Below are 19,792 nucleotides of genomic sequence, written 5' to 3' on the forward strand. Positions count from 1 at the left end.
TCTTCTCTAGTTGTTCAGTGACTGCATAAAGTCGTTGAATGTGTCCACACTCTGGCCGTTTTCGCTGAGAAAATCCATCAGTGCTTTTTCCGATGCTTCCACCCCGTCGCTCTTTTCGATCTCGAGCAGCTTTGTATAGAGCGGGAGGATGACATCCCGGGCCGGCTGCTTCATCCGGCGGCGCGTCGAAACGTAGTTTCTGAAAGAACCGTCGGGGTTTTTGGCCATACGGACCTGGGCAAGTACCAGGTAGTACCCCCCGTCTTTACAGAGGTTCTTGACGTAGGCGTAGACCTCCTTGCCCGCTTTGATGTTCTCCCACAGGTATTTGAAGATCACCTTTGGCATGTCCGGGTGGCGCAGGATGGAGTGCGGCTGATCCAGCAGGTCCCCCTGTGAGTACCCGGAAACTTTCATAAAAATCGGGTTGGTATAGGTGATGTTCCCGTCGGCATCACCTTTGGATACGATCATATCCACATCGGTCACTTCATGTTCAACGTCGGTCGGTGTCGGTCTTTCCATATTCTGGCTCCCTTTTTGATTTTTTCGGGACAATCTTAACGGAATAGCGTGATCGGAATATGTAGGGAATATCCTACATGTGAGGGAGGGGTCTATCTTTGCCGGCGAAGGCGCTGCCGGTGGGTGGCTAGGAGTATTGCCGGAGCACCGCTTCGAGCTTTTTCTCTTCCAGCGGTTTGGTCAGGTAGCCGTTCATGCCGCTTTCCAGGAACTTCTCCCGGTCGCCCTCCATGGCGTTCGCCGTCAGCGCGATAATAGGGATGGTGCTGCCAAGCTTCTTCCGGATACGGCGGGTCGCATCGAGTCCGTTCATCACCGGCATGTTGACGTCCATCAGGATCAGATCGAATGCATCTTCCTCCATTTTGTCAAGGACCTCCTTGCCGTTTTCGACAAAGACGGCATCGATGCCGTAATTGGAAAGGAGCAGCTGGACCAGCAGCCGGTTCATCTCGAGGTCTTCGGCGACCAGTACTTTCATACCGGTGTTAATCGCCTGTGCCGTTCCCGTATCGGACGTTTCGCTCTCTTCCGCCTGGGCCAGGGCGTTTGAGACGGCATCGTACGACGCCAGTACAAGGTCAAAGTAGAAGACCGTGCCTTTGCCCTCTTTGCTGTAGAGTTTGAGTTCGCTGCCCATCGCCGCAACCAAAGAGGCGCAGATGCTCAGCCCAAGACCGGTCCCGCCGAACTCCCGCGTCGTCGATTCGTTGGCCTGGGTAAAGGGGCTGAATATGCGCTCCTGCTTCTCCTTCTGGATACCGATCCCATTGTCTTCGACGACAAAACGGACCAGCTGACCGTCTTTGGGATGGGTTTCAAGGACCTCGGTCCGCAGCTTGACCTCACCCGATTCCGGGGTGAATTTGATGGCATTGGAGAGCAGATTGATAATAATCTGCTTCAGACGGGTCGGGTCCCCCAGCACGACCTTGTGCATCTCCGGATCGAAACGGCTTGCGTAGTGCAGCTGCTTCTGGAGCGCCGCGGGCTGCATCAGGGCGAAGGCGGTATTGAGCTCTTCATAGAGATCGACGGGAATGTGCTCGAGCACCATATGGTGGCTCTTGATTTTTGAAAAATCAAGGACATCGTTGATGATCTCAAGCAGGGTTGCCGAGGAGCGTTCGATAATGTCGAGGTACTCCATCTGCTGAGCATTCAGACCGCTCTTTTTCAGCATGCCCGTAAAGCCGAGGATCCCGTTCATCGGCGTGCGGATCTCATGGGACATATTGGCCAGGAACGTCGCCTGGGCCTCTTCGGCCTTCTCGGCCTGGATGCGGGCCTCCTCCAGTTCGGTGACGTCGTTGAAGGAGCAGAAGATGTACTCATCGTTTTCGAACTTCACCTGTCTCGCCCGCACCGAAAACGTACGGACGGTCCCTTCCCTATCTTCCATCAGCGCTTTGTGGATCCGGTTGGGTTCGTCCAGGAGCTTCTGGTACCATGCCTGCCTTCCTCCCGCGCTGAGAAACCCCTCCTTGGGGATGAAGAGCGAATTGATGCAGCGCTTGGACTTCATGAGGTCATCGAAGTCATCAAAGGGGAAAAGCCTGAAAAAGGTCTGGTTGACCTTCTCCGTCACCCCGTTGCGGATGATCAGGATAATGCTCTCATCGTTGTTGAGCAGCTTCTGCGTAAAAGTGTGTTCGCGCTTGTAGGCCAGCTGCGTTTCGATCAGGTCGGTGATATCTTCCCGGATCGCGAAGAACTCCACGATTTTGTCCTGCTCATCATGCAGGGGGATGATGGAGCTTTTGACATAGTAGTCCGTGCCGTCTTTCCGGCGGTTCGCGAAACTGCCGTGCCAGATCTGCCCCGAAGTGATCGTATTCCACATCTCTTCAAAAAGCGCATCGGGTGTATTCGGGCTGCGGACGATGTTATGGGACTGTCCGATCAGTTCCTCGCGCGAGTAGCCGCTGATCCGTTCAAAGTTCGGATTGACGTAGGTAATGATGCCGTGTTTGTCCGTCTTGGAGACGATCAGGACCTCATTGATGCCGTCAATATGTTCGTGCAGACTTCTTTTTGCCGCCGCCAGCGACCGAGACTGCTTCTCCAGGGCTTGCGTATTGTAATCGATGAGATGAAACACAGCCTTTTCGCCGGCATTGGCGGCCCGCTGCTGCTTCCGCCCGCCCTGCGGACCCTCGAAACGTCTGCTCTGCGTCCCCGCTTCGCGGAGAAAGAGGATCGTCGAAGTGATGTTGAGCAGTTCCGCCCCCGACGCGGAGGTGTAGAACTCGCCGTAGGTAAAAAAACCGACCGCCGGCGCAAACGCATCAATCCGGTCCAGGGCCACTTCAAGCTGTTTACCCAGGAACTGTTTCCGGCCCGAACAGGAGTAGATGAAGGCAGCCTGCAACGCCTGCACTTCACTGGGGATCGTCTCCCCGGGGGTGTAGCTGTTGACAAGATCCGCACTGCCGATGCCGAACTGTACGCGGTCTCCCTCCTTCAGGGTACCTGCATAAAGGACGCTGCCGTCCTCGAACGCCCCGAGCATGGAACGGGCAATCGGGATCCCGCCGCTTTGCTTGATCAGGGGGAAGCCCATGGCGGATGCGGGAAGCTCCCGGACAACGGACGCTCCCAGTACCTCCCGGTAGAGTTCGATCGTGGGCTTGCCGTCAATGGTATAGACCCGGTTTTTCTCGGCGCGGGTAATCGTCATCTCTTTGCCGACGGGGTGCCACCCCATATTCAGGTCCTGGAACACCTCCAGCGCCTCCCCGACCAATGCGACACCGACCGCCCCGCCTTCAAAGACGCGGTCCTGGTGGATGGTATAGGTATGCTTGAAACGCAGCAGGTCGCCGGCCATCCCGCCGGCCATCGGGATGTTCTTGCAATTGGCAGCCCGAAAGGCCTCCAGGAAGTCGCTGCTGTGGCGGATGCCGTCCGCGAAACAGATGAGACAGCGGACATCATCCTTGCAGAGTGCCTCTCCAAGCATATTCCCCAGTCTGAGTGAATCGTCATCAATCCCGGAAACGGCGCGGACAGTGCTCTTCTCAAAAACGGAGATCCCCAGCACCGTCTGCTTCTCCGTCATCACCCCGCCGACGATCTCCCCCACCGTCGACGCGCCGATCAGCGTGGCACCTGGCAGCAGTGAAAGCACCGCCGCCGCGATCTGCGCTACCGCATCCCGTTCCTGTAATGAAGAGAACATCTGCACAAGCACCGTCTTGTTCTCAAAGCCAATCCCCGTCTCCGCCAGCGCCTTTTCAAAGGTCTCTTTGTCACTGTAAATATGGTTAAACTGTATCATTTATCGCGTTGTTTCTCAATGTGTCTTTTTATGTATTGTCTCAATTGTATCACGAAGTGTAGGCATTTTCCTACAGTCTTTCATCCCTGTTTTTAATTATAATCCGCCTCAAAGCTTCCGGGCGGCAATGCCCGTACACTCCATGCCAGAGGGAATACCGATGCAAAAATTCAACAGCAGCGAGCTGAAATCATTGCTCCAGGATTCGACACGCAGCATCGAAGTCGCCAACGACAACCGGCAGATCAACGCAGTGGCCGAAAAGCTTGTGACCACGCTGCTCGATTCCGAATTCGCCTCGCTCTGGGTCTTTGACGAGATGGAAGCGTCGCTCAAACGTGCCCGCGAAGCCGACCAGGTCTGCGAGATCTCCATGCTCGACCAGCGCGGCGTCCTGGCCAAAAGCTTCCTGACCCTGAGCGGGGGGATCTACAACTATCTTGCCAGCGAGAAAGAGTACTGTCCGGAGACGGACAACCCCGATGAGATCCGCATGAAATCCAAGATCATCCTGCCGCTGATCAACGACGAACGCCTGCTGGGCATCGTCACGGCCTACTCTTCGGTCCGCCACAAGCAGAACTTCGACGAAGATGACATGGAGATGCTCGAAGCGGTCGCCCCCTTCCTCATCAACGTCATCTACCGCATGTACCCGGAAAAGCAGGCGAAGGGTACACCAGAGATCTATCTCAGCGAACGCCTGAAAGAGAGCTCCAACGCGATCAGCCGGCAGGTCGAGGAGAACGAACAGGCACACCCTTCGCCGGCGACCTCCGATGAAACCCTCATCTTCCTCGCCAATACGGTCCACGATATCCGGACCCCGGCCAACGCCCTTTTCGGTTTCCTGGAACTGCTCGAGGGGCAGGTCGACAACGCCCGGCTGCTGCAGTATGTCCGCAATGCCAAGGAGAGCGCCCGCTTCATCAACGAACTGACGACCTCCATCCTCGACCGTGTGTCGACACAGCGGGAACGTGCAGACACCAAACCGCTGCGGATCACGCCGGCGAAGTTCTTTGCGGATATCGCCGATATCTTCTCGGCGAACATGTCGGACAAGGCACTCGACTACCTTGTCTATATCGACCCGGCACTCCCCAAGGAGATCACCATCGACGCCGCCAAGCTCAAGCGGATCATTATCAACCTGATCGGCAACGCCTACAAGTTCACCCCGACCGGGCGTTCCGTCGAGCTTGCCGTCGTCTACGAAACCGGCAACAACGCCATGAAGATCGCAGTGACCGATACGGGGATAGGGATCGCCGAGGAGCACCGGCAGGCGATCTTTGAAGCCTTCAGACAGGCAACCGACGAAACGGCTTCGACCTTCGGCGGCACCGGTCTCGGCCTCGCCATCAGCGCCCAGTACGTCCATGACCTCGGCGGTACACTGGAGCTGGAGAGCGAAATAGACAAAGGAAGCCGCTTCTTCTTCACGGTCCCGCTGCAGGTCGTCAACACGGCTCCGAGTTTTGCGGCGCTCAAGCAGCCCGGCAGCAAGCTCGCCATCCTCATGGACGAAACCAACATGCCGACGAGCAAGAACATCATGCGCTACCTGCTGCGTATGGGCCTGCCGAAATCCAACATCATCGCAATCCGCTCTGTCGTCCAGACGCCTTCCGACGCCACGCACCTCATCGCGTTTCAGCACAAATGCGACGAACAGGTATACACGTATGCCAAAGAGCACACCCTGCCCCTGACGATCATCGAGGAGCGCTTCCTCTCCATGACCAAAACGCAAAAAGCGGCAGGAATGGATGTCATTTCACAGTACGGCTACTACGCCAGTACGCTCTATGCCATGCTTTCCAGCCGCAGCGTGCCCAAAGTCCTTGTCGCCGATGACGACCGCATCAATATCGAACTGGTCAAAGCCATTCTCGAAGAGGAGTTCTGTGAGATCGAAACGGCCCAGGACGGCCAGCGGGCCATCGACTTGCTTGCCAAAGGGATCCTGGACAACCAGCCCTATTCCCTGCTCCTGCTCGATAACAATATGCCCAAGATCTCAGGCAATGAAGTCGTCCGGGAACTGCGGGCCATCGAAAAACAGCACGACCTCCCGGCCGCGTACGTCGTCTCCATTTCAGGGGATCCGAAAGCGGCCGCCTCGGACAACCCCCTCTTTGACGCCTATGTCGGGAAACCGTTCAATAAAAAAGAGATTAAAAGTATGCTCAAAGCGGCACTCGCCGCCAAGGAGTGATAGCAGGAATAAGCTGGGAGCCCGCGGCGCCGTTAATGCGCTTGTGCGGAAATGCCAGGAAGCGTGACGGGAGTCGTTTCTTCTAGAGCTGAAGCAGCCGGCGGACATTCTCTTTATAGGTATCAGGCAGAATCGGTTTTTTGAAAAAGGCGTCGAAGAAGGTGTGGTCCTGTTCGAACTTCTGGGGATAGATCGTCAGTGCCGCAATGCGCGTATCGGCACTCTTCGCCTGTGCCGCCTTCGCAATCTCGATCCCCGTACCGTCGGGGAGGTTCATATCGACCACCATGGCATCGTAGTCGTTCTGCGCGATCTTCGAAAGCGCTTCATGGACGGAGTTGGCCGAATCGATCAGGATCTTCTGCTTTACCTCTTTGGAGAGGGCATCAATGACTTGCGATTCGAATTCGACGATAAAACCGATGTCATCCACGATCAGAATACGTTTGCTCATGCGCTTTCCTTGTAATTTTTGACGCATTGTAGCGGAGCATGCGCTTCATTTCTGTAGGTATTTTCGCACAAAAGAGAGAGGACGCCCTTCAGCCGATTTCGATGATCTCGTCGGCGCACCAGTTCGCCAGATCGATCTCGTGGGTGATCAGCAGCATGCCGACCTCTCCCAGGTGGCGCAGCAGCAGCTGCATCACATCAAGCTGGATGACGTTGTCCAGTGCGGAAGTAGGCTCGTCCAGCAGCAGCAGCTTCGGTTTCATCAGCAGCGCGCGCAGGATGGAAGCGCGCTGCAGCTGGCCCCCGGAGAGCTCATGGGGCAGTTTGTGCAGGAGCGCTTCGTCCAGCCCCATATCCTGCAGGTAGTGTTCCATCCCCGCCGTATCCGCCACATCGTTGATCTGGTTGAGGATGGTATAGGTGGGGTGGAAGGAGCTGTAGGGATCCTGGAAGACCATGGAGGCCGGCAGCGCCTCGATCGTGCCGGCACGGGGGCGGAGGTTGCCGAGAATGAGTTCGAAAAGGGTGCTCTTGCCCGCCCCGCTGGGACCGACGATCGCTTTGATCTCTCCCGTTTCAAGTGTCATGGAGAAGTCGTCATAGAGCGCCCGCTCCTGCGTGTAGCCGAAGGAGAGCCCCTCAACCCGTAGCACCTGCATCAGCGGATCTGGCCGTTGCCGTAGACTTTGAACTTGTAGGTCGTTAGCCCCTCGATGCCCATCGGGCCGCGTGCATGCAGCTTGTTCGTGGAGATCCCCACTTCGGCACCGAAGCCGAAGGCCCCGCCGTCGGTGAAGCGGGTCGACGCGTTGACGTAGACCGCCGCGGCATCGACAGCATTGAGGAAGCGCTCCGCCGTCGTATAGTTCTCCGTGATGATCGCCTCGGAGTGGCCCGAACCGAAACGGATAATGTGCGACACAGCACCGTCGACGCCGTCGACCGTACGGATGTTAAGGATGTTGGCCAGGTACTCCGTATCGAAATCCGCCTCCGTCGCTTCGGCGACATCGATGATCTCCCGGGTATCGTCACACCCTTTAAGCTCCGTATGCGCCGCATCAAAGGCCGCTTTGAGCTTCGGCAGCGCTTCGGCCGCAATGCTTCTGTCGACGAGCAGGGTCTCCATCGCGTTGCAGACGCCGGGACGGTCCACCTTGGCGTTGACAGCGATCTTCACCGCCTTCTCCATGTCTGCGTCTTTGTCGATGTAGGTGTGGCACTGCCCCTTGTCATGCTTGACGACCGGCACCGTCGCGTTCTCGCTGACGTAACGGATCAGCCCCTCCCCGCCGCGGGGGACGATCAGGTCGACGTATTTATCCATCTTGATCAGTCTCGCCACCCCTTCGCGCGACGCATCGGGCAGCAGGGAGATCAGCGCCTCGGGCAGGCCGTTTTGTTTCAGCGTCGCGCGCAGCACCTTGGCGATGGCGACATTGGAGTGCTCCGCCTCCTTGCCCCCCTTGAGCACGCAGACGTTATTGCTCTTGAAACAGAGCGCCGCCGTATCGGAGGTGACGTTGGGGCGCGATTCGTAGATGATGCCGATCACGCCGATGGGGATACTCACCTTTTCGATCTTGAGCCCGTCGTCCGTCACCCAGCCGTCGAGTACCCGGCCCACGGGTTCCTTCAGCGCCGCGATCTCCTCGACGGCCGTCGCCATCGCGTCGATGCGCTTTTCATCCAGCAGCAGCCGGTCTTTGAGCGCGGGGCTGAGGTTGTTCTCCTCCGCCGCTTTCATATCCTGTGCGTTGGCTTCGATGATGTCCATCGTCGCCGAGCGCAGCGCAGCCGCCATCTCCCGCAGCAGGCGGTTCTTCTCCGCACCGCTGAGCAGCATCAGCTCCCGGCTCGCCGCTTTCGCCTCTTCCAAAAATGCATTCATATCGTCTCGCTTTTCTGTCGCTTTTGACAGCCATTATACCAAAGGGCGGCTGTGCGGCGCGCTTTAGCCGCGATTACGCTACCATTCCTCCGTCAATCTTTCCCGGAGCATTCCTGCGTGAAACACTACATAGCCCTCTTGAAGAACGAACCGCTGTTGCGGCGTATCTCCACCATCCAGCTCATCGCCTATTTCGGGGCGTGGTTCAGCAACGTCGCCATCTTTACCCTCCTGCTTAACCTCGGCGCATCACCCCTCGTCGTCGCCACCGTCGCGGCCCTGCACTTCCTGCCCGGGGTCCTGCAGGCCCCCTTCTCCGGTGCGCTCATCGACAAGATCGCCCCGAAACGGCTGATGCTCTTTTTGCTGCTGATCGAGATCGTCACGACCCTGCCGCTGATGCTGATCGACGACGCCGCGCACCTGTGGCTGCTGTTCATCCTCGTCTTCATCCGTATGGGAGCTTCGAGTTTCTACTTTACGCTCGAAATGGCGTTGCTGCCGCGTTTTCTGAAGGCCTCGGCCCTCAAACACGCCAATGAACTGCACTCCATTATCTGGTCTGTCTCCTACACGGTCGGGATGGCCCTCAGCGGTATTGCCGTCTACTACCTCGGCGTCAAGACCGCTTTTCTTGCCGACGCCGCCTTGTTCGCCGTCGCGTTCGTGCTGCTGCTGCCCGCCCTCTTCCCCCCGCACAAGGCACGCGAATCGGACCGCTATCTTACACTGATGTCACAGAGCATCGGCTACCTCAAACGCAACCCTCTGACCCTGCACCTCATTATTCTGCATGCCTTTGTCGGCTTTACCGCCTTTGACGGCCTGGTCCCGCTGGCAGCGGAGGCTTACTACCTTCCGGCCGTCGCCGCGCCGCTGGCCATCGGGCTAACCCACGCTTTTCGCGCCCTGGGGCTGGTGGGAGGCCCGCTGCTGCTGGGGCGCTGGATCACCATCCGAAGGCTTCCGCTGCTTCTGCTGCTGCAGGCCTTTTCCATTCTCGTCTGGGCGGTGGCACTGCCCCACTTTTATCTCGCGCTGGCGGCCTCCATCCTTGTCGGCCTCAGCACGACGACCATCTGGTCATTTACCTATACCCTGCTGCAGCACCATACCGAGGAGGCCTACTACGGCCGTGTCATCGCCTATAACGACATGATCTTCCTGCTGACGGTCTCTGCCGTCTCGTTTCTGATCGGTATCCTGGTGGAGTGGGGATTGGGGCTGCAGATCGTCATGGCCCTGCTCGGGGTTGCTTTTATCGTTTCGGCGCTCTATTTCCGATGGATCAGCCGCCGTTTTTCGCTGGAAGATCCGGGGGTCTAAACGCACTGTTCGCTATGAACTGTGCCGCAATAAGGAGAAAAAGGAGAGGTGTAAGGAGGGAGGCCCCAGGGGGCCTGCTATTATTATTCGATTTCGGCGTCGATAACGTCGTCGTCGGCTTTCTTGGCCCCTTCGGAGGCCGCGGCACCGCCCTGCTCCTGCTTGTACATCTGCTCGGCCAGTTTGTGGCTTGCTTCTGTCAGCGTCTTGAGCTTCTCTTCGATCTGCTCTTTGGTCGCATTCTCGTCCTTGAGCGTCTCTTTGAGGGCAGCAATCGCGCTTTCGATGTTCGCTTTGTCCGCAGCGTCGATATTCTCGCCCGCTTCGTTCATCGCTTTTTCCGTCTGGGCGATCATCGCATCGGCCTGGTTGCGCAGGTCGACAAGCTCTTTGCGCTTCTCATCTTCGGCTTTATGCGACTCGGCGTCCTGGACCATCTTGTTGATCTCCTCTTCGGAGAGTCCTGACGAACCGGTGATCTTGATCTCCTGGCGTTTGCCCGTACCTTTGTCGGCCGCGGAAACGGTCAGGATACCGTTGGCGTCGATATCGAAGGTGACTTCGATCTGCGGAACGCCGCGCGGTGCCGCCGGGATCTCGGTCAGTTCGAACATCCCGAGGGACTTGTTATCCTTGGCGAACTCGCGCTCACCCTGGACGACGTGGATGGAGACCGCCGGCTGGTTGTCTTCGGCCGTGGAGAAGACCTGGGACTTCTTGACCGGGATCGTCGTCCCTTTCTCGATGACTTTGGTCGCCACGCCGCCGAGGGTCTCGATACCGAGGGAGAGCGGTGTCACGTCGAGCAGCAGGACGTCTTTGACGTCACCGCGCAGGACCCCGCCCTGGATCGCCGCACCGAGGGCGACGACTTCGTCCGGGTTGACCGATTTGTTCAGCTCTTTGCCGCCGAAGTATTCGGAGACCTTCTGCTGTGCCAGCGGGACGCGGATGGAACCGCCGACCATGATGACCTCTTTGATCTCGCCTTTGTCAAGGTCCGCATCTTTGAGCGCAACGTTGATGTGTGTCATCGTCTCTTTGATGAGATCGTCGATCATCCCTTCGAACTTCGCACGGGTCAGTTTGACGACGAGGTGTTTCGGGCCTGTCGCGTCCGCCGTGATGAACGGCAGGTTGATCTCTGTTTCGCTTGCGCTTGAGAGCTCTTTCTTCGCCGCTTCCGCCGCGTCTTTGAGGCGCTGGAGTGCCATCTTGTCCGCCTTGAGGTCGATACCGTTTTCGGACTTGAACTCGGCTGCGAGGAAATCGACGATACGGTTGTCGAAGTCGTCACCGCCAAGGAAGGCGTTACCGTCGGTGGAAAGGACTTCGAAAGTCCCTTCCGCGATCTCGAGGGTCGTAACGTCGAACGTACCGCCCCCCAGGTCGTAGACGAGCACGTTCTCTTCGCCTTTTTTGTCCAGGCCGTATGCCAGTGCGGACGCCGTCGGTTCGTTGATGATACGCAGGACGTTCAGGCCCGCGATCGTTCCCGCTTCCTTCGTCGCTTTACGCTGGGCATCGTTGAAGTAGGCCGGGACGGTGATGACCGCGTCAGCGACAGGCGTACCAAGGTAGGCTTCCGCATCCTCTTTCAGCTTGGTGAGGATCTTCGCGGAGATCTCCTGCGGCGTGTAGACTTTACCGGCGACGTCGACCGCCGCCATACCGTTCTTGTCAACGATCTTGTAAGTGACTTTGTCATGCGCCTCTTTGGCCTTCTCTTCGTTCATCATGAGACCCATGATACGCTTGACGGAGTAGATCGTCTTCTCCGGGTTCGTGATCGCCTGGCGCTTCGCCGGGTCACCGACGAGGACTTCACCCTTGTCCGTAAAGGCAACGACGGAAGGCGTCGTGTTTTTCCCCTCTTTGTTCGGGATGATTTTCGCTTCGCCGCCCTCATAGACTGCTACTGCGGAGTTTGTTGTACCAAGGTCAATACCGATTACTTTACTCATGTGTCGTTCCTCTCTTTATTTTAGTTTGCAATAACGACCATTGCGTCGCGCAATGTGCGTTCTTTATATTTGTACCCTTTCTGGAAGGTACTGACGATCTCGCCGCTCTCGTGGTCCGGGCTGTCCACCTGCTGTACCGCGTGGTGGACGTTCGGGTCGAACGGTTCCTCTTCGCCTACGGCCGTAATGCCGTGTTTCTCCAGGGCGCTGAGGAACTGCTTCATTGTCAGTTCGACGCCCTCTTTCACTTTGGCCAGAAGCTCGGAGGCCTCCATACCTTCGCCGTCGGCGGCCTTCACGGCCATCTCCAGCGAGTCGACGACCGGGATCAGGTCCTTTGCGAACTTCTCCTGGGCATATTCAAGGGCCTGGTACTTTTCGCGTTCCAGGCGCTTCTTGATGTTGTCGAAGTCCGCATGAACCCGTGTATACTTATCTTTGAGCTGATCCAGTTCCATTTGGACGCGTTCAAGGTCGGAACCGACCTCTTCGGCTTCTTCGGAAACCATCTCCTCAATCATTTCTTCATCATTGGGCAAAGTTTCTTCATTATTAGGCTTGTTTTCTTCCTGAGACATAGCGACTGTCAGACTCCTTTCGCATTGAAATCTGACCAAATTATACTACATGAGTCTATCTATGTCAAGTACTGATTGTAATATTTAATTCAATATAATTGAGTCTATATGACTAAAGTATAATTTTTTCCCTACCCAACCCCGCTTCAGAGCCCTGCTGCAGGGGAGATGGTACAATTCCGTCAAAAGATATCCCGCTAGAAAAGGCCGTTTATATGAGTATTTTTGCTTTGCAATCGCCGGCGGGAGGTTTTCTGGATGAGGATCTGAAACACTTCAACAAGGAGTTCGACGAGTGGTGCGTCCAGTTCGAGAGCTATGAGGATGCGGCGCTCATTGCCGGGACGCTTGACCGCAGAACAAGCGTAGACATCGTCGAGATCACGCCGCTGAGCTACCCCAAGTACTTCTTTCACACTCTCCAGGGCACCATCCATGCAACGCGGCAGGTCGGCGACAGCATCGTCTGCATCGTCGAACCTTTTATGGGATCCAACTACCGTCTGGCCGTCTGCAACCTGAAAACGAAAGCCGTCCGCCTCACCCCGACACGCTATAAAAGCGCTCTGAGCGTTGAAGGCGCCTTCTCCACCTACACCGAATAATCGACTGCCGGCCGGCAAACGGACGCAGCGTTATAATGTCCCTATACATCCATGACCGAAAAAGGAGCGACATGAAACGGACGCTTATGATCCTCACCGGCTTCGTCGTACTCATCGCCATCCTGCTCATCCTCCCTTTCACCCCGCCGGGCAACCGCATCATTGCCGGCATCGTGCAAGAAAAGCTCAATGAAGCCCTGCCGCTGCCCACTGATGTTGAACAGTTCGACCTCGGTTTCCGCCGTTTCAGCGTCGTCATCCTCCTGGATCGCGCCGGCCGCATCGAAGCGGAGGGGGAGTATTCTCTCTTCGACCGGTCGCTCGCCGCCGGCTACCGGGCCGATCTGACAGACCTGGCATCACTCAGTTCACAGAAAATGCAGGGGAGCCTGCAGACCGAAGGAACGGTGACGGGCACCCTGCCCCTGCTGGAGATTGCCGGGCACACCGATGCCGCCGGCGGCGACACAAACTACCGCCTGACCCTGGATGCATTCAACCCGGGGGCCCTCACTGCCACGGTCCGCCATGCCAGGCTCGAACAGCTGCTTTCCCTCCTCGGCCAGGCGCCGCTGGCCTCCGGGAGCATCGACGCGGAGATTCTCCTGCACTCCATCGACCCCGCCGCCCTCGACGGCACGGTCGACGCCGTCCTGGCGCAGGGCGTCCTGAACCGTCAGCTGATCCACAGCACTTACGGCGTGCAGCTGCCCGATGCAGCCCTCAACGCCACACTGAAAGCTCGCTTGAATGCCGACACCGTCACCTACGACGCCAGGACCGACTCCGCCCTGGGCCGCTTCACCTCCGAGGGGACGCTGACCCCGCAAAACGGCGGTATGGATATCCGCTATGCTTTTGCCATCAAAGAGCTGGCCCTCCTGGGGGGGCTGAGAGGGAAGACACTGCACGGCCCCGTCGCACTTGCAGGAGCGCTCAAAGGCGACCGGGAGCATCTCGATGCCACGGCTTCGGGAGAGCTCGCCGGAGGCAAAGGTACGCTCAAAGCCGTCTTGAAAGCCTACACGCCTGTCTCCGCCGACGTCACCGCCCAGCATCTAAGGCTCGCACGGCTGCTGAGCATGTTCGGCTACCCCCGGATTGCCGATGCCGACGTCTCCGGAAAGGCAACAATGCCTAGCCTGGAACCGGGCGCTCTCAAAGGGACGGTCGCGGTTGAGATGAACCAGGGCAGAGCAGATGCGGACGCCCTTTCCAAACTCCTCGGGCGTCCTTTCCCCGCAAGTGCTTTTACGCTCAAGACCCAGAGCCGACTCGCCGGGGAGTCTGTCACAACCGTTGCGGATTTCGTCTCCGACCTCTTTATTCTGCGTTCCGATACGCTGGAGTACAACGTCAAGCAAAAGCGTCTGAAGGCGGCGTACACGGCAAATGTTCCCGACCTGAGCAGGCTCTCCACCCTGGCCGAACGCCCGCTCCGGGGGACTGCAAAGATCACCGGCGATTTGACCTATGATGATGCCCTGCTGCTGCATGCGAACAGCAGCCTCTTAAAAGGAACGATTGCCGCGACCCTGAAAGCACAGACGCTTCATGCCGATTTCAAACAGGTCAGCACGGCCGCTGCCCTGCACATGCTCGTCCAGCCCGAGACCTTCGATGCCCGCTTCGACGGGACCCTCGACTACCGGCTTGACGACAAAAAGGGCGAACTCAAAGGAGCGCTCAGCGAAGGGGCCTTCTCCCGCAACAACGCCTTTGATCTGCTGCGCCAATACAGCAGTGTCGATCTCTACAAAGAGCGCTTCGACGGCACGACGCTTGCCCGCCTCGATGATACAAAGATCGATGCCGATGTCCGGCTCCGCTCCGACCGGGCGACCCTGCAGAGCACGCACGCGAAGATCGATACGGCAGCCGATACCCTCCGGGCCGACGTCAAACTTGAGGCGGCAGGGGCCGTGATCCCATTCCGGCTCAAAGGAAAGATCTCCCGCCCCGGCGTGACCATCGATGCGAGGAAACTCATCGAGCAGGAGGCCGGCAAACAGGTCCAGCAGCTTTTTGATTCACTTTTCAAATAAAAACCGGACCGTTTCCCCGGCTGTGGGGACTTTTATGCTATGATTGGTTCTCTTAACATCCAATCACAGTCTCATAAACTGTTCGGAAAGTATTCCAGGGGAATAAGCAACAATGCGGCAATTCGATTTTGACAAACTGAAGTACCTCTACAGTACCGTTCCGGTCATCCTTATCATCCATTTTTTCAGCGTCCTTCTCTTCAGTGTCATCATGTGGCACTATGTCGACAACTTCGCCCTGGCCGTCTGGGTGAGCGTCTCGGCGATTGTCCTGCTCTTCCGCTTCTACCACTATCTGCTCTACAGCAACAGCTCCGAGGATGAACTGCGCGCCAACAGCACCCTCTGGCTGCACCGGTACTACACCTATGTCCTGATCGGCGGCGGGCTCTGGGGCAGCACCGCCCTGCTGCTCTTTCCCCACCACGAGATCCTCTACCAGATGGTCGTCGTCCTCTTCATTCTCGGACTGACCGCTACTGCGCTGGGCATCATCTCCGCTTCCTGGGAGCTGGTCGTCGCCTATGCCCTGCTCTCTTTCGCACCGATCATCGTCCGCCTGGCCTGGATGGAGGATCCGCTCTACCAGACGATCGCCTACATCGTCAGTGCCCTGGGAATCCTGCTCATCTTCAGCGCCAAGCATTTCGGAACGGTCATCGACAATGCCATCTACAGCAAATTTGCCCTCACCCAGGCCATGTCGGACCTTGAGAATACCCAGGGACGTCTCGTCTCCCTCCTTGACAACGCCCCCGTCGGGATTTTTTACTACGACAGCGGCATGCATATTACCGATCTCAATGATCAGATGCTCAAAATTCTACAGCTGACGGAGCGCGAATCCCTCATCGGGTATGACCTCGACACCCTTACGGACAAACGTATCCTGCCGGCCCTGAAAGAGGCACTGCAGAACGGACAAGGACGGTATGAAGGCCCCTTCTACTCCACCTTCTCGGAAGACTCTTTTTACATCGAGCTCTCCACCGTCCCCGTCACCGACAAAAAACGGCTCCACCAGGGGGCCATCTGTTTTGTCAGGGACCTGACGCTGGAGAAGGAAGCCCAGGAGGTGATCAAGCAGAACAGCTTCTACGACCCCCTCACAAAACTGCCCAACCGCAGCCTCGTCACCGACCGGATCACGCTCGCCATCGAGCAGAGCAGGCACCACCATTTCCACTGTGCCGTGCTCTTCATCGACCTGGACCACTTCAAACATATCAACGACGATTTCGGCCACTATATCGGCGACCAGGTGCTCTACCAGGTCAGCCAGCGGCTGCTCAAGCAGCTGCGTGCCGAAGACACCGTCGCACGGGTGGGGGGCGATGAGTTCCTCGTCCTCCTCAACACCCTCTCCGACGACTTTACCGAAGCGGCCGGAGAAGCGATGGAGATCGCTGCAGGGCTGATCGACGTGATCAGCGGTCTGTTTACAATAGACGGGGAGTCCATTTCCCTCTCTGCAAGTATCGGCATCAATGTCTTCAACGGCGAAGAGGACCGCCTCCCGGATCCCATTATCAAACGTGCGGATATCGCGATGTTCCAGGCCAAGCGGACCGGGCGCCAGCATGCCGAGCTCTACCATGACTCCTTTGAGAGTTCCCAGCATGAACTTATCCAAATGGAAAAGGAGCTGCGCAGAGCCCTCGATGAGAAGGAGTTTGAGCTCTACTACCAGCCCAAGGTGGCTATCGACAGTGAAAAGATCGCCCAGGTCGAAGCGCTCATCCGCTGGAACCACCCCGAGAAGGGGCTCATCCTGCCGGAGGCGTTTATCCCTTATGCCGAGGAGACCGGACTGATTGTGAAGATCGGGGAATGGGTGCTCGAAGAGAGCATCAAGCAGATCAAACAGTGGCAGTTTACCGGTGCGGCCAACGCCATCGAACGCGTCTCGGTCAATGTCAGCTCCTACCAGTTCAACCAGCCCGATTTCGTTGAGTACCTACGGGCCCTTGTCACCGGGCATGAGATCGCCCCCGGCATGATCGAACTCGAACTGACCGAAAGTGCCATGATCGACAACGCCCTCGGCGCTATCGACAAGGTCAAAGCACTTGAAGCCTTCGGTGTGCATGTTGCCCTGGATGATTTCGGTACAGGCTACTCCTCGCTCTCCTATCTCAAGCACCTGCCGGTCAGCGTCATCAAGATCGACCGCTCCTTCATCACCGACCTGAAACACAACGAGAACTCGCTGATGATCGTCAAGACCATCATCGCCATCGCCAAGAGCATGAACCTGACCGTCGTCGCCGAAGGGGTCGAAACGGATGAAGAGCTGAACATGCTTAAAGAACTCGGATGCGACTACTACCAGGGGTTCCTCTGCGAAAAGGCCCTGCCGGTCAAAAAACTCGAAGCGCTGATCAGTACCAGAATCGGCGCGAATCAGTCCGCGCAGAACGAGCAGCTTCCCGAACATCCGACACATGTAGAGTAACGACCTCCCAGAGGCATCATCTCCGGGACACCGGGATGAACGGGATATGCATTCCAGCGGGTGCTGAGGCTTAATCATTTTCGCCGCACACTCTGCGCAAGCACCCCTTCAAAAGAGTTTAGGAACAATCACGGCATGCATACCCTGGAAACCATTTTCGAATACCACGAACGCACCAAGCACCACCCCAACCGCTATGCGGCGTCGCTGGGCTACATGGACTGGGCGACGCAGCCCGACCCCTACCGCCGCTTTGACGGTGCGGAAGCAATCATCCTTCCCCTGCCCTCCCCGAGGCCCGAACTAACCTACGCCGCTCTTTTTGAGACGCGCGCCCCCGCACCCCTGACGATGGAGACCCTCGCCGTGATGCTGCGCTACAGTTTAGGGCTTGCCGCGATCAAATGCATCGGCAGTGACTGCTGGGCCCTGCGCTGCAACGCCTCCAGCGGCAACCTCCACCCCACAGAAGGTTACGTTATCCTCCCGCCGGTTGACGGCATCAGCACCCAAAGTGTCATCGCCCATTATGCACCATTGACCCACAGCCTGGAGATCCTGCACGCCTTCGATACGGACATCTGGTCGACACTCCCCGGGGGCTCTTTGCTGATGGGGCTGACGTCCATCGTATGGCGCGAAGCCTGGAAATACGGCGAGCGCGCCTTCCGCTACACTCAGCTCGACGCCGGTCATGCCCTGCGTGCCGTGCAGGTTTCCGCACGACTCAACGGCTGGCACGGACGCCTATTTGAAACCCTAGACTACGAGACGCTTCAAACGCTGCTGGGATTGGATCAGCCGGTACGCTTCCAGCCGAACGAGGAGGAGATCGCCGACGCCCTGCTACTCATTACGCCCGAAAACGTTGTGACCGATCCTGACCTTATCCCGTTACTAGCACAATGCCGTACAGCGTACGCAGGGACGGCAAACCGCCTCAGCCCTTCCCAACACCCCTGGGAGGCAATCACCCTCGTTGATAGGGCTACGGCTTCCGCACTGAGCCTGCCGGTTGATACGACACCCGTCCCCCTTCAAAGCGGATGCGGCACCCCTGCCGAAGAGATCATCCTGACCCGCCGCAGTGCCCGCGCCATGGATTTCGGCCGCACCCATATCAGCTTTGAGACGTTCAGCCAGCTGATGCACGCGGCGAGGAGCAGCGTTGAAGGGTTCATCCCCGCAACATCCCTCGTCCTATTTGTGCACGACGTCGAGACCCTGGTGCCCGGCGTCTACCTCTACCTGCTGAACGACAGCTACCTGGAAGCCTTCAAAACACGCATGCGCGGCGATTTTCTTTTCCGGCCGGCAGGGGAGCATCTCTATCTGCTCGAAGCGGGTGACTTCCGCCCCCAGGCCAAATTCATCTCCTGCAGCCAGGAGATCGCTTCCGACGGCGCCTTTTCGCTGGGAATGCTCTGTGAATTTTCCTCCCAGATTGAGCATTTCGGACCGGGGCGCTACAAAAGCCTCTACTGGGAGTGCGGTGCCATCGGCCAGCAGCTCTACCTCGAAGCGACGTCGCTGGGACTCAGCGCGACGGGGATCGGCTGTTTCCTCGACGATGTCATGCACCGGCTGCTGGGACTGGAAGGGAACGATTTCCAGACCCTCTACCACCTGGCCATCGGCTACGCCATTCCCGACCTCCGCCTGCAGACAAAACTCCCCTACAGCAGACGATAGTGCACTATTATCCCGGCTGAGCTACAATAGGGCATGGATAATGTCATTATGTTTTTCAGCGGCCTCCTGCTTGCAGGAGGTATCGCACTATTACTCTGGTACCTGAAGCGCAATAAGAAAGAAGGGCCGGCAAACGTCGCCCTCTATTCAACCATAGAGAAGATGGAGTCCCTGGGGAACCTCAACGTCTACAAGGTCGTCACCAAAGAGATCGTCACGGCCTCCGATCATATCTTCGGGAACTTCGGGGAAAAATACCTGCGCTGGCTCATCTCCAAAAAGAAACTGGCGATGATCTTCACCTTCGACATCGACTTCAGCTACAACCTCAAAGACAGCCATTTCGGTATCGAGGAGCTCAGCGAGGGACAGTACCTCTTCAAGATGCCCGAGTGCCGCTACTCGCTCAGTATCAAGGACATCAGTTTCTATGACGAACAGAACGGCAAACTGCTGCCGTGGCTGCTGCCGGACCTTATTGCAGGCGTCTTCAGCGACGGCTTCGATGAAAACGACCGCAACGCCCTGATCAAAGAGGCGAAAAAGCAGGTCTCCGCCATTGCCAACGGCATGATGATCGAGCTGCTTCCCGACGTGCAGAAATCCGCCCGCACGACGCTGGAGCAGATCGCCTTCGCCCTCAACGCCGCGGCGATCCGCTTCGACTTCTCCGAGTCCCCGACGATCGAGAACACCGTCGACTACCTTCCGGGAAACCGGTCCGAAGCTCAGCTTCCCCCCGCTGCTGACGCGTAAG

Annotated in this window: 14 protein-coding genes; 7 read left to right on the top strand and 7 right to left on the bottom strand. The window is 57.6% G+C overall.

The genetic code is table 11. The features are described 5' to 3' along the window. Window positions 1–6: 6 nt before the first annotated feature. Both ACXWTF_RS11690 and ACXWTF_RS11695 read right to left on the bottom strand, forming a co-directional pair. Window positions 7–525 (bottom strand): PAS domain-containing protein, encoded by a 519-nt coding sequence (locus tag ACXWTF_RS11690; protein WP_461715164.1) that lies wholly within the window; start codon window positions 523–525, stop codon window positions 7–9. Window positions 526–652: 127 nt separating this feature from the next. Continuing rightward, complete coding sequence (locus ACXWTF_RS11695) at window positions 653–3,805, bottom strand: FIST N-terminal domain-containing protein (RefSeq protein WP_461715165.1); 3,153 nt, start codon at window positions 3,803–3,805, stop codon at window positions 653–655. A 160-nt stretch (window positions 3,806–3,965) separates the two neighbouring features. Here ACXWTF_RS11695 and ACXWTF_RS11700 point away from each other — a divergent pair, with 160 nt between their 5' ends. Next, window positions 3,966–6,026 (top strand): ATP-binding protein, encoded by a 2,061-nt coding sequence (locus ACXWTF_RS11700; RefSeq protein WP_461715166.1) that lies wholly within the window; start codon window positions 3,966–3,968, stop codon window positions 6,024–6,026. Window positions 6,027–6,108: 82 nt separating this feature from the next. On the opposite strand, the gene ACXWTF_RS11705 is transcribed toward ACXWTF_RS11700, so the two are convergent. From ACXWTF_RS11705 to ACXWTF_RS11715, 3 genes are all read right to left on the bottom strand, one after another. Continuing rightward, window positions 6,109–6,480 carry a response regulator gene (locus tag ACXWTF_RS11705; protein ID WP_461715167.1) on the bottom strand — a complete coding sequence of 124 codons (372 nt, stop codon included), beginning with the start codon at window positions 6,478–6,480 and terminating at the stop codon, window positions 6,109–6,111. An 88-nt stretch (window positions 6,481–6,568) separates the two neighbouring features. Continuing rightward, complete coding sequence (locus tag ACXWTF_RS11710; protein WP_461715168.1) at window positions 6,569–7,138, bottom strand: ATP-binding cassette domain-containing protein; 570 nt, start codon at window positions 7,136–7,138, stop codon at window positions 6,569–6,571. Next, window positions 7,138–8,400, bottom strand: a complete 1,263-nt coding sequence (locus ACXWTF_RS11715; protein ID WP_461715317.1) for a glutamate-5-semialdehyde dehydrogenase — start codon at window positions 8,398–8,400, stop codon at window positions 7,138–7,140. The genes ACXWTF_RS11710 and ACXWTF_RS11715 overlap by 1 nt, the downstream gene beginning before the upstream one ends. An 87-nt stretch (window positions 8,401–8,487) precedes the next feature. Here ACXWTF_RS11715 and ACXWTF_RS11720 point away from each other — a divergent pair, with 87 nt between their 5' ends. Continuing rightward, entirely contained in the window at window positions 8,488–9,696 is a 1,209-nt protein-coding gene (locus ACXWTF_RS11720) for an MFS transporter (protein ID WP_461715169.1), read from the top strand. 83 nt (window positions 9,697–9,779) lie between these two features. Here ACXWTF_RS11720 and dnaK read toward each other — a convergent pair whose 3' ends face one another. Together dnaK and grpE are read right to left on the bottom strand one after the other, a co-directional pair. Then, on the bottom strand, window positions 9,780–11,660 hold the full coding sequence (gene dnaK / locus ACXWTF_RS11725; protein WP_461715170.1) for a molecular chaperone DnaK: 1,881 nt from the start codon (window positions 11,658–11,660) through the stop codon (window positions 9,780–9,782). Between the two features lie 20 nt (window positions 11,661–11,680). Next, window positions 11,681–12,238, bottom strand: a complete 558-nt coding sequence (grpE, locus tag ACXWTF_RS11730) for a nucleotide exchange factor GrpE (protein ID WP_461715171.1) — start codon at window positions 12,236–12,238, stop codon at window positions 11,681–11,683. A gap of 215 nt (window positions 12,239–12,453) precedes the next feature. Here grpE and ACXWTF_RS11735 point away from each other — a divergent pair, with 215 nt between their 5' ends. From ACXWTF_RS11735 to ACXWTF_RS11755, 5 genes are all read left to right on the top strand, one after another. Beyond that, window positions 12,454–12,843, top strand: coding sequence for a hypothetical protein (locus ACXWTF_RS11735; protein WP_461715172.1), 390 nt, complete (start codon window positions 12,454–12,456; stop codon window positions 12,841–12,843). A gap of 71 nt (window positions 12,844–12,914) precedes the next feature. Beyond that, window positions 12,915–14,888 (top strand): hypothetical protein, encoded by a 1,974-nt coding sequence (locus tag ACXWTF_RS11740; RefSeq protein WP_461715173.1) that lies wholly within the window; start codon window positions 12,915–12,917, stop codon window positions 14,886–14,888. 112 nt (window positions 14,889–15,000) lie between these two features. Next, window positions 15,001–17,343, top strand: coding sequence for a putative bifunctional diguanylate cyclase/phosphodiesterase (locus ACXWTF_RS11745; RefSeq protein ID WP_461715174.1), 2,343 nt, complete (start codon window positions 15,001–15,003; stop codon window positions 17,341–17,343). Between the two features lie 135 nt (window positions 17,344–17,478). Further along, window positions 17,479–19,035 carry a SagB/ThcOx family dehydrogenase gene (locus tag ACXWTF_RS11750; protein WP_461715175.1) on the top strand — a complete coding sequence of 519 codons (1,557 nt, stop codon included), beginning with the start codon at window positions 17,479–17,481 and terminating at the stop codon, window positions 19,033–19,035. A 33-nt stretch (window positions 19,036–19,068) separates the two neighbouring features. Next, the gene (locus ACXWTF_RS11755; RefSeq protein ID WP_461715176.1) at window positions 19,069–19,791 is read left to right on the top strand and encodes a DUF4230 domain-containing protein; all 723 of its coding nucleotides are present in this window, start codon (window positions 19,069–19,071) and stop codon (window positions 19,789–19,791) included. Window position 19,792 lies beyond the last annotated feature (1 nt).

Source organism: Thiomicrolovo sp. ZZH C-3, from assembly GCF_054862725.1.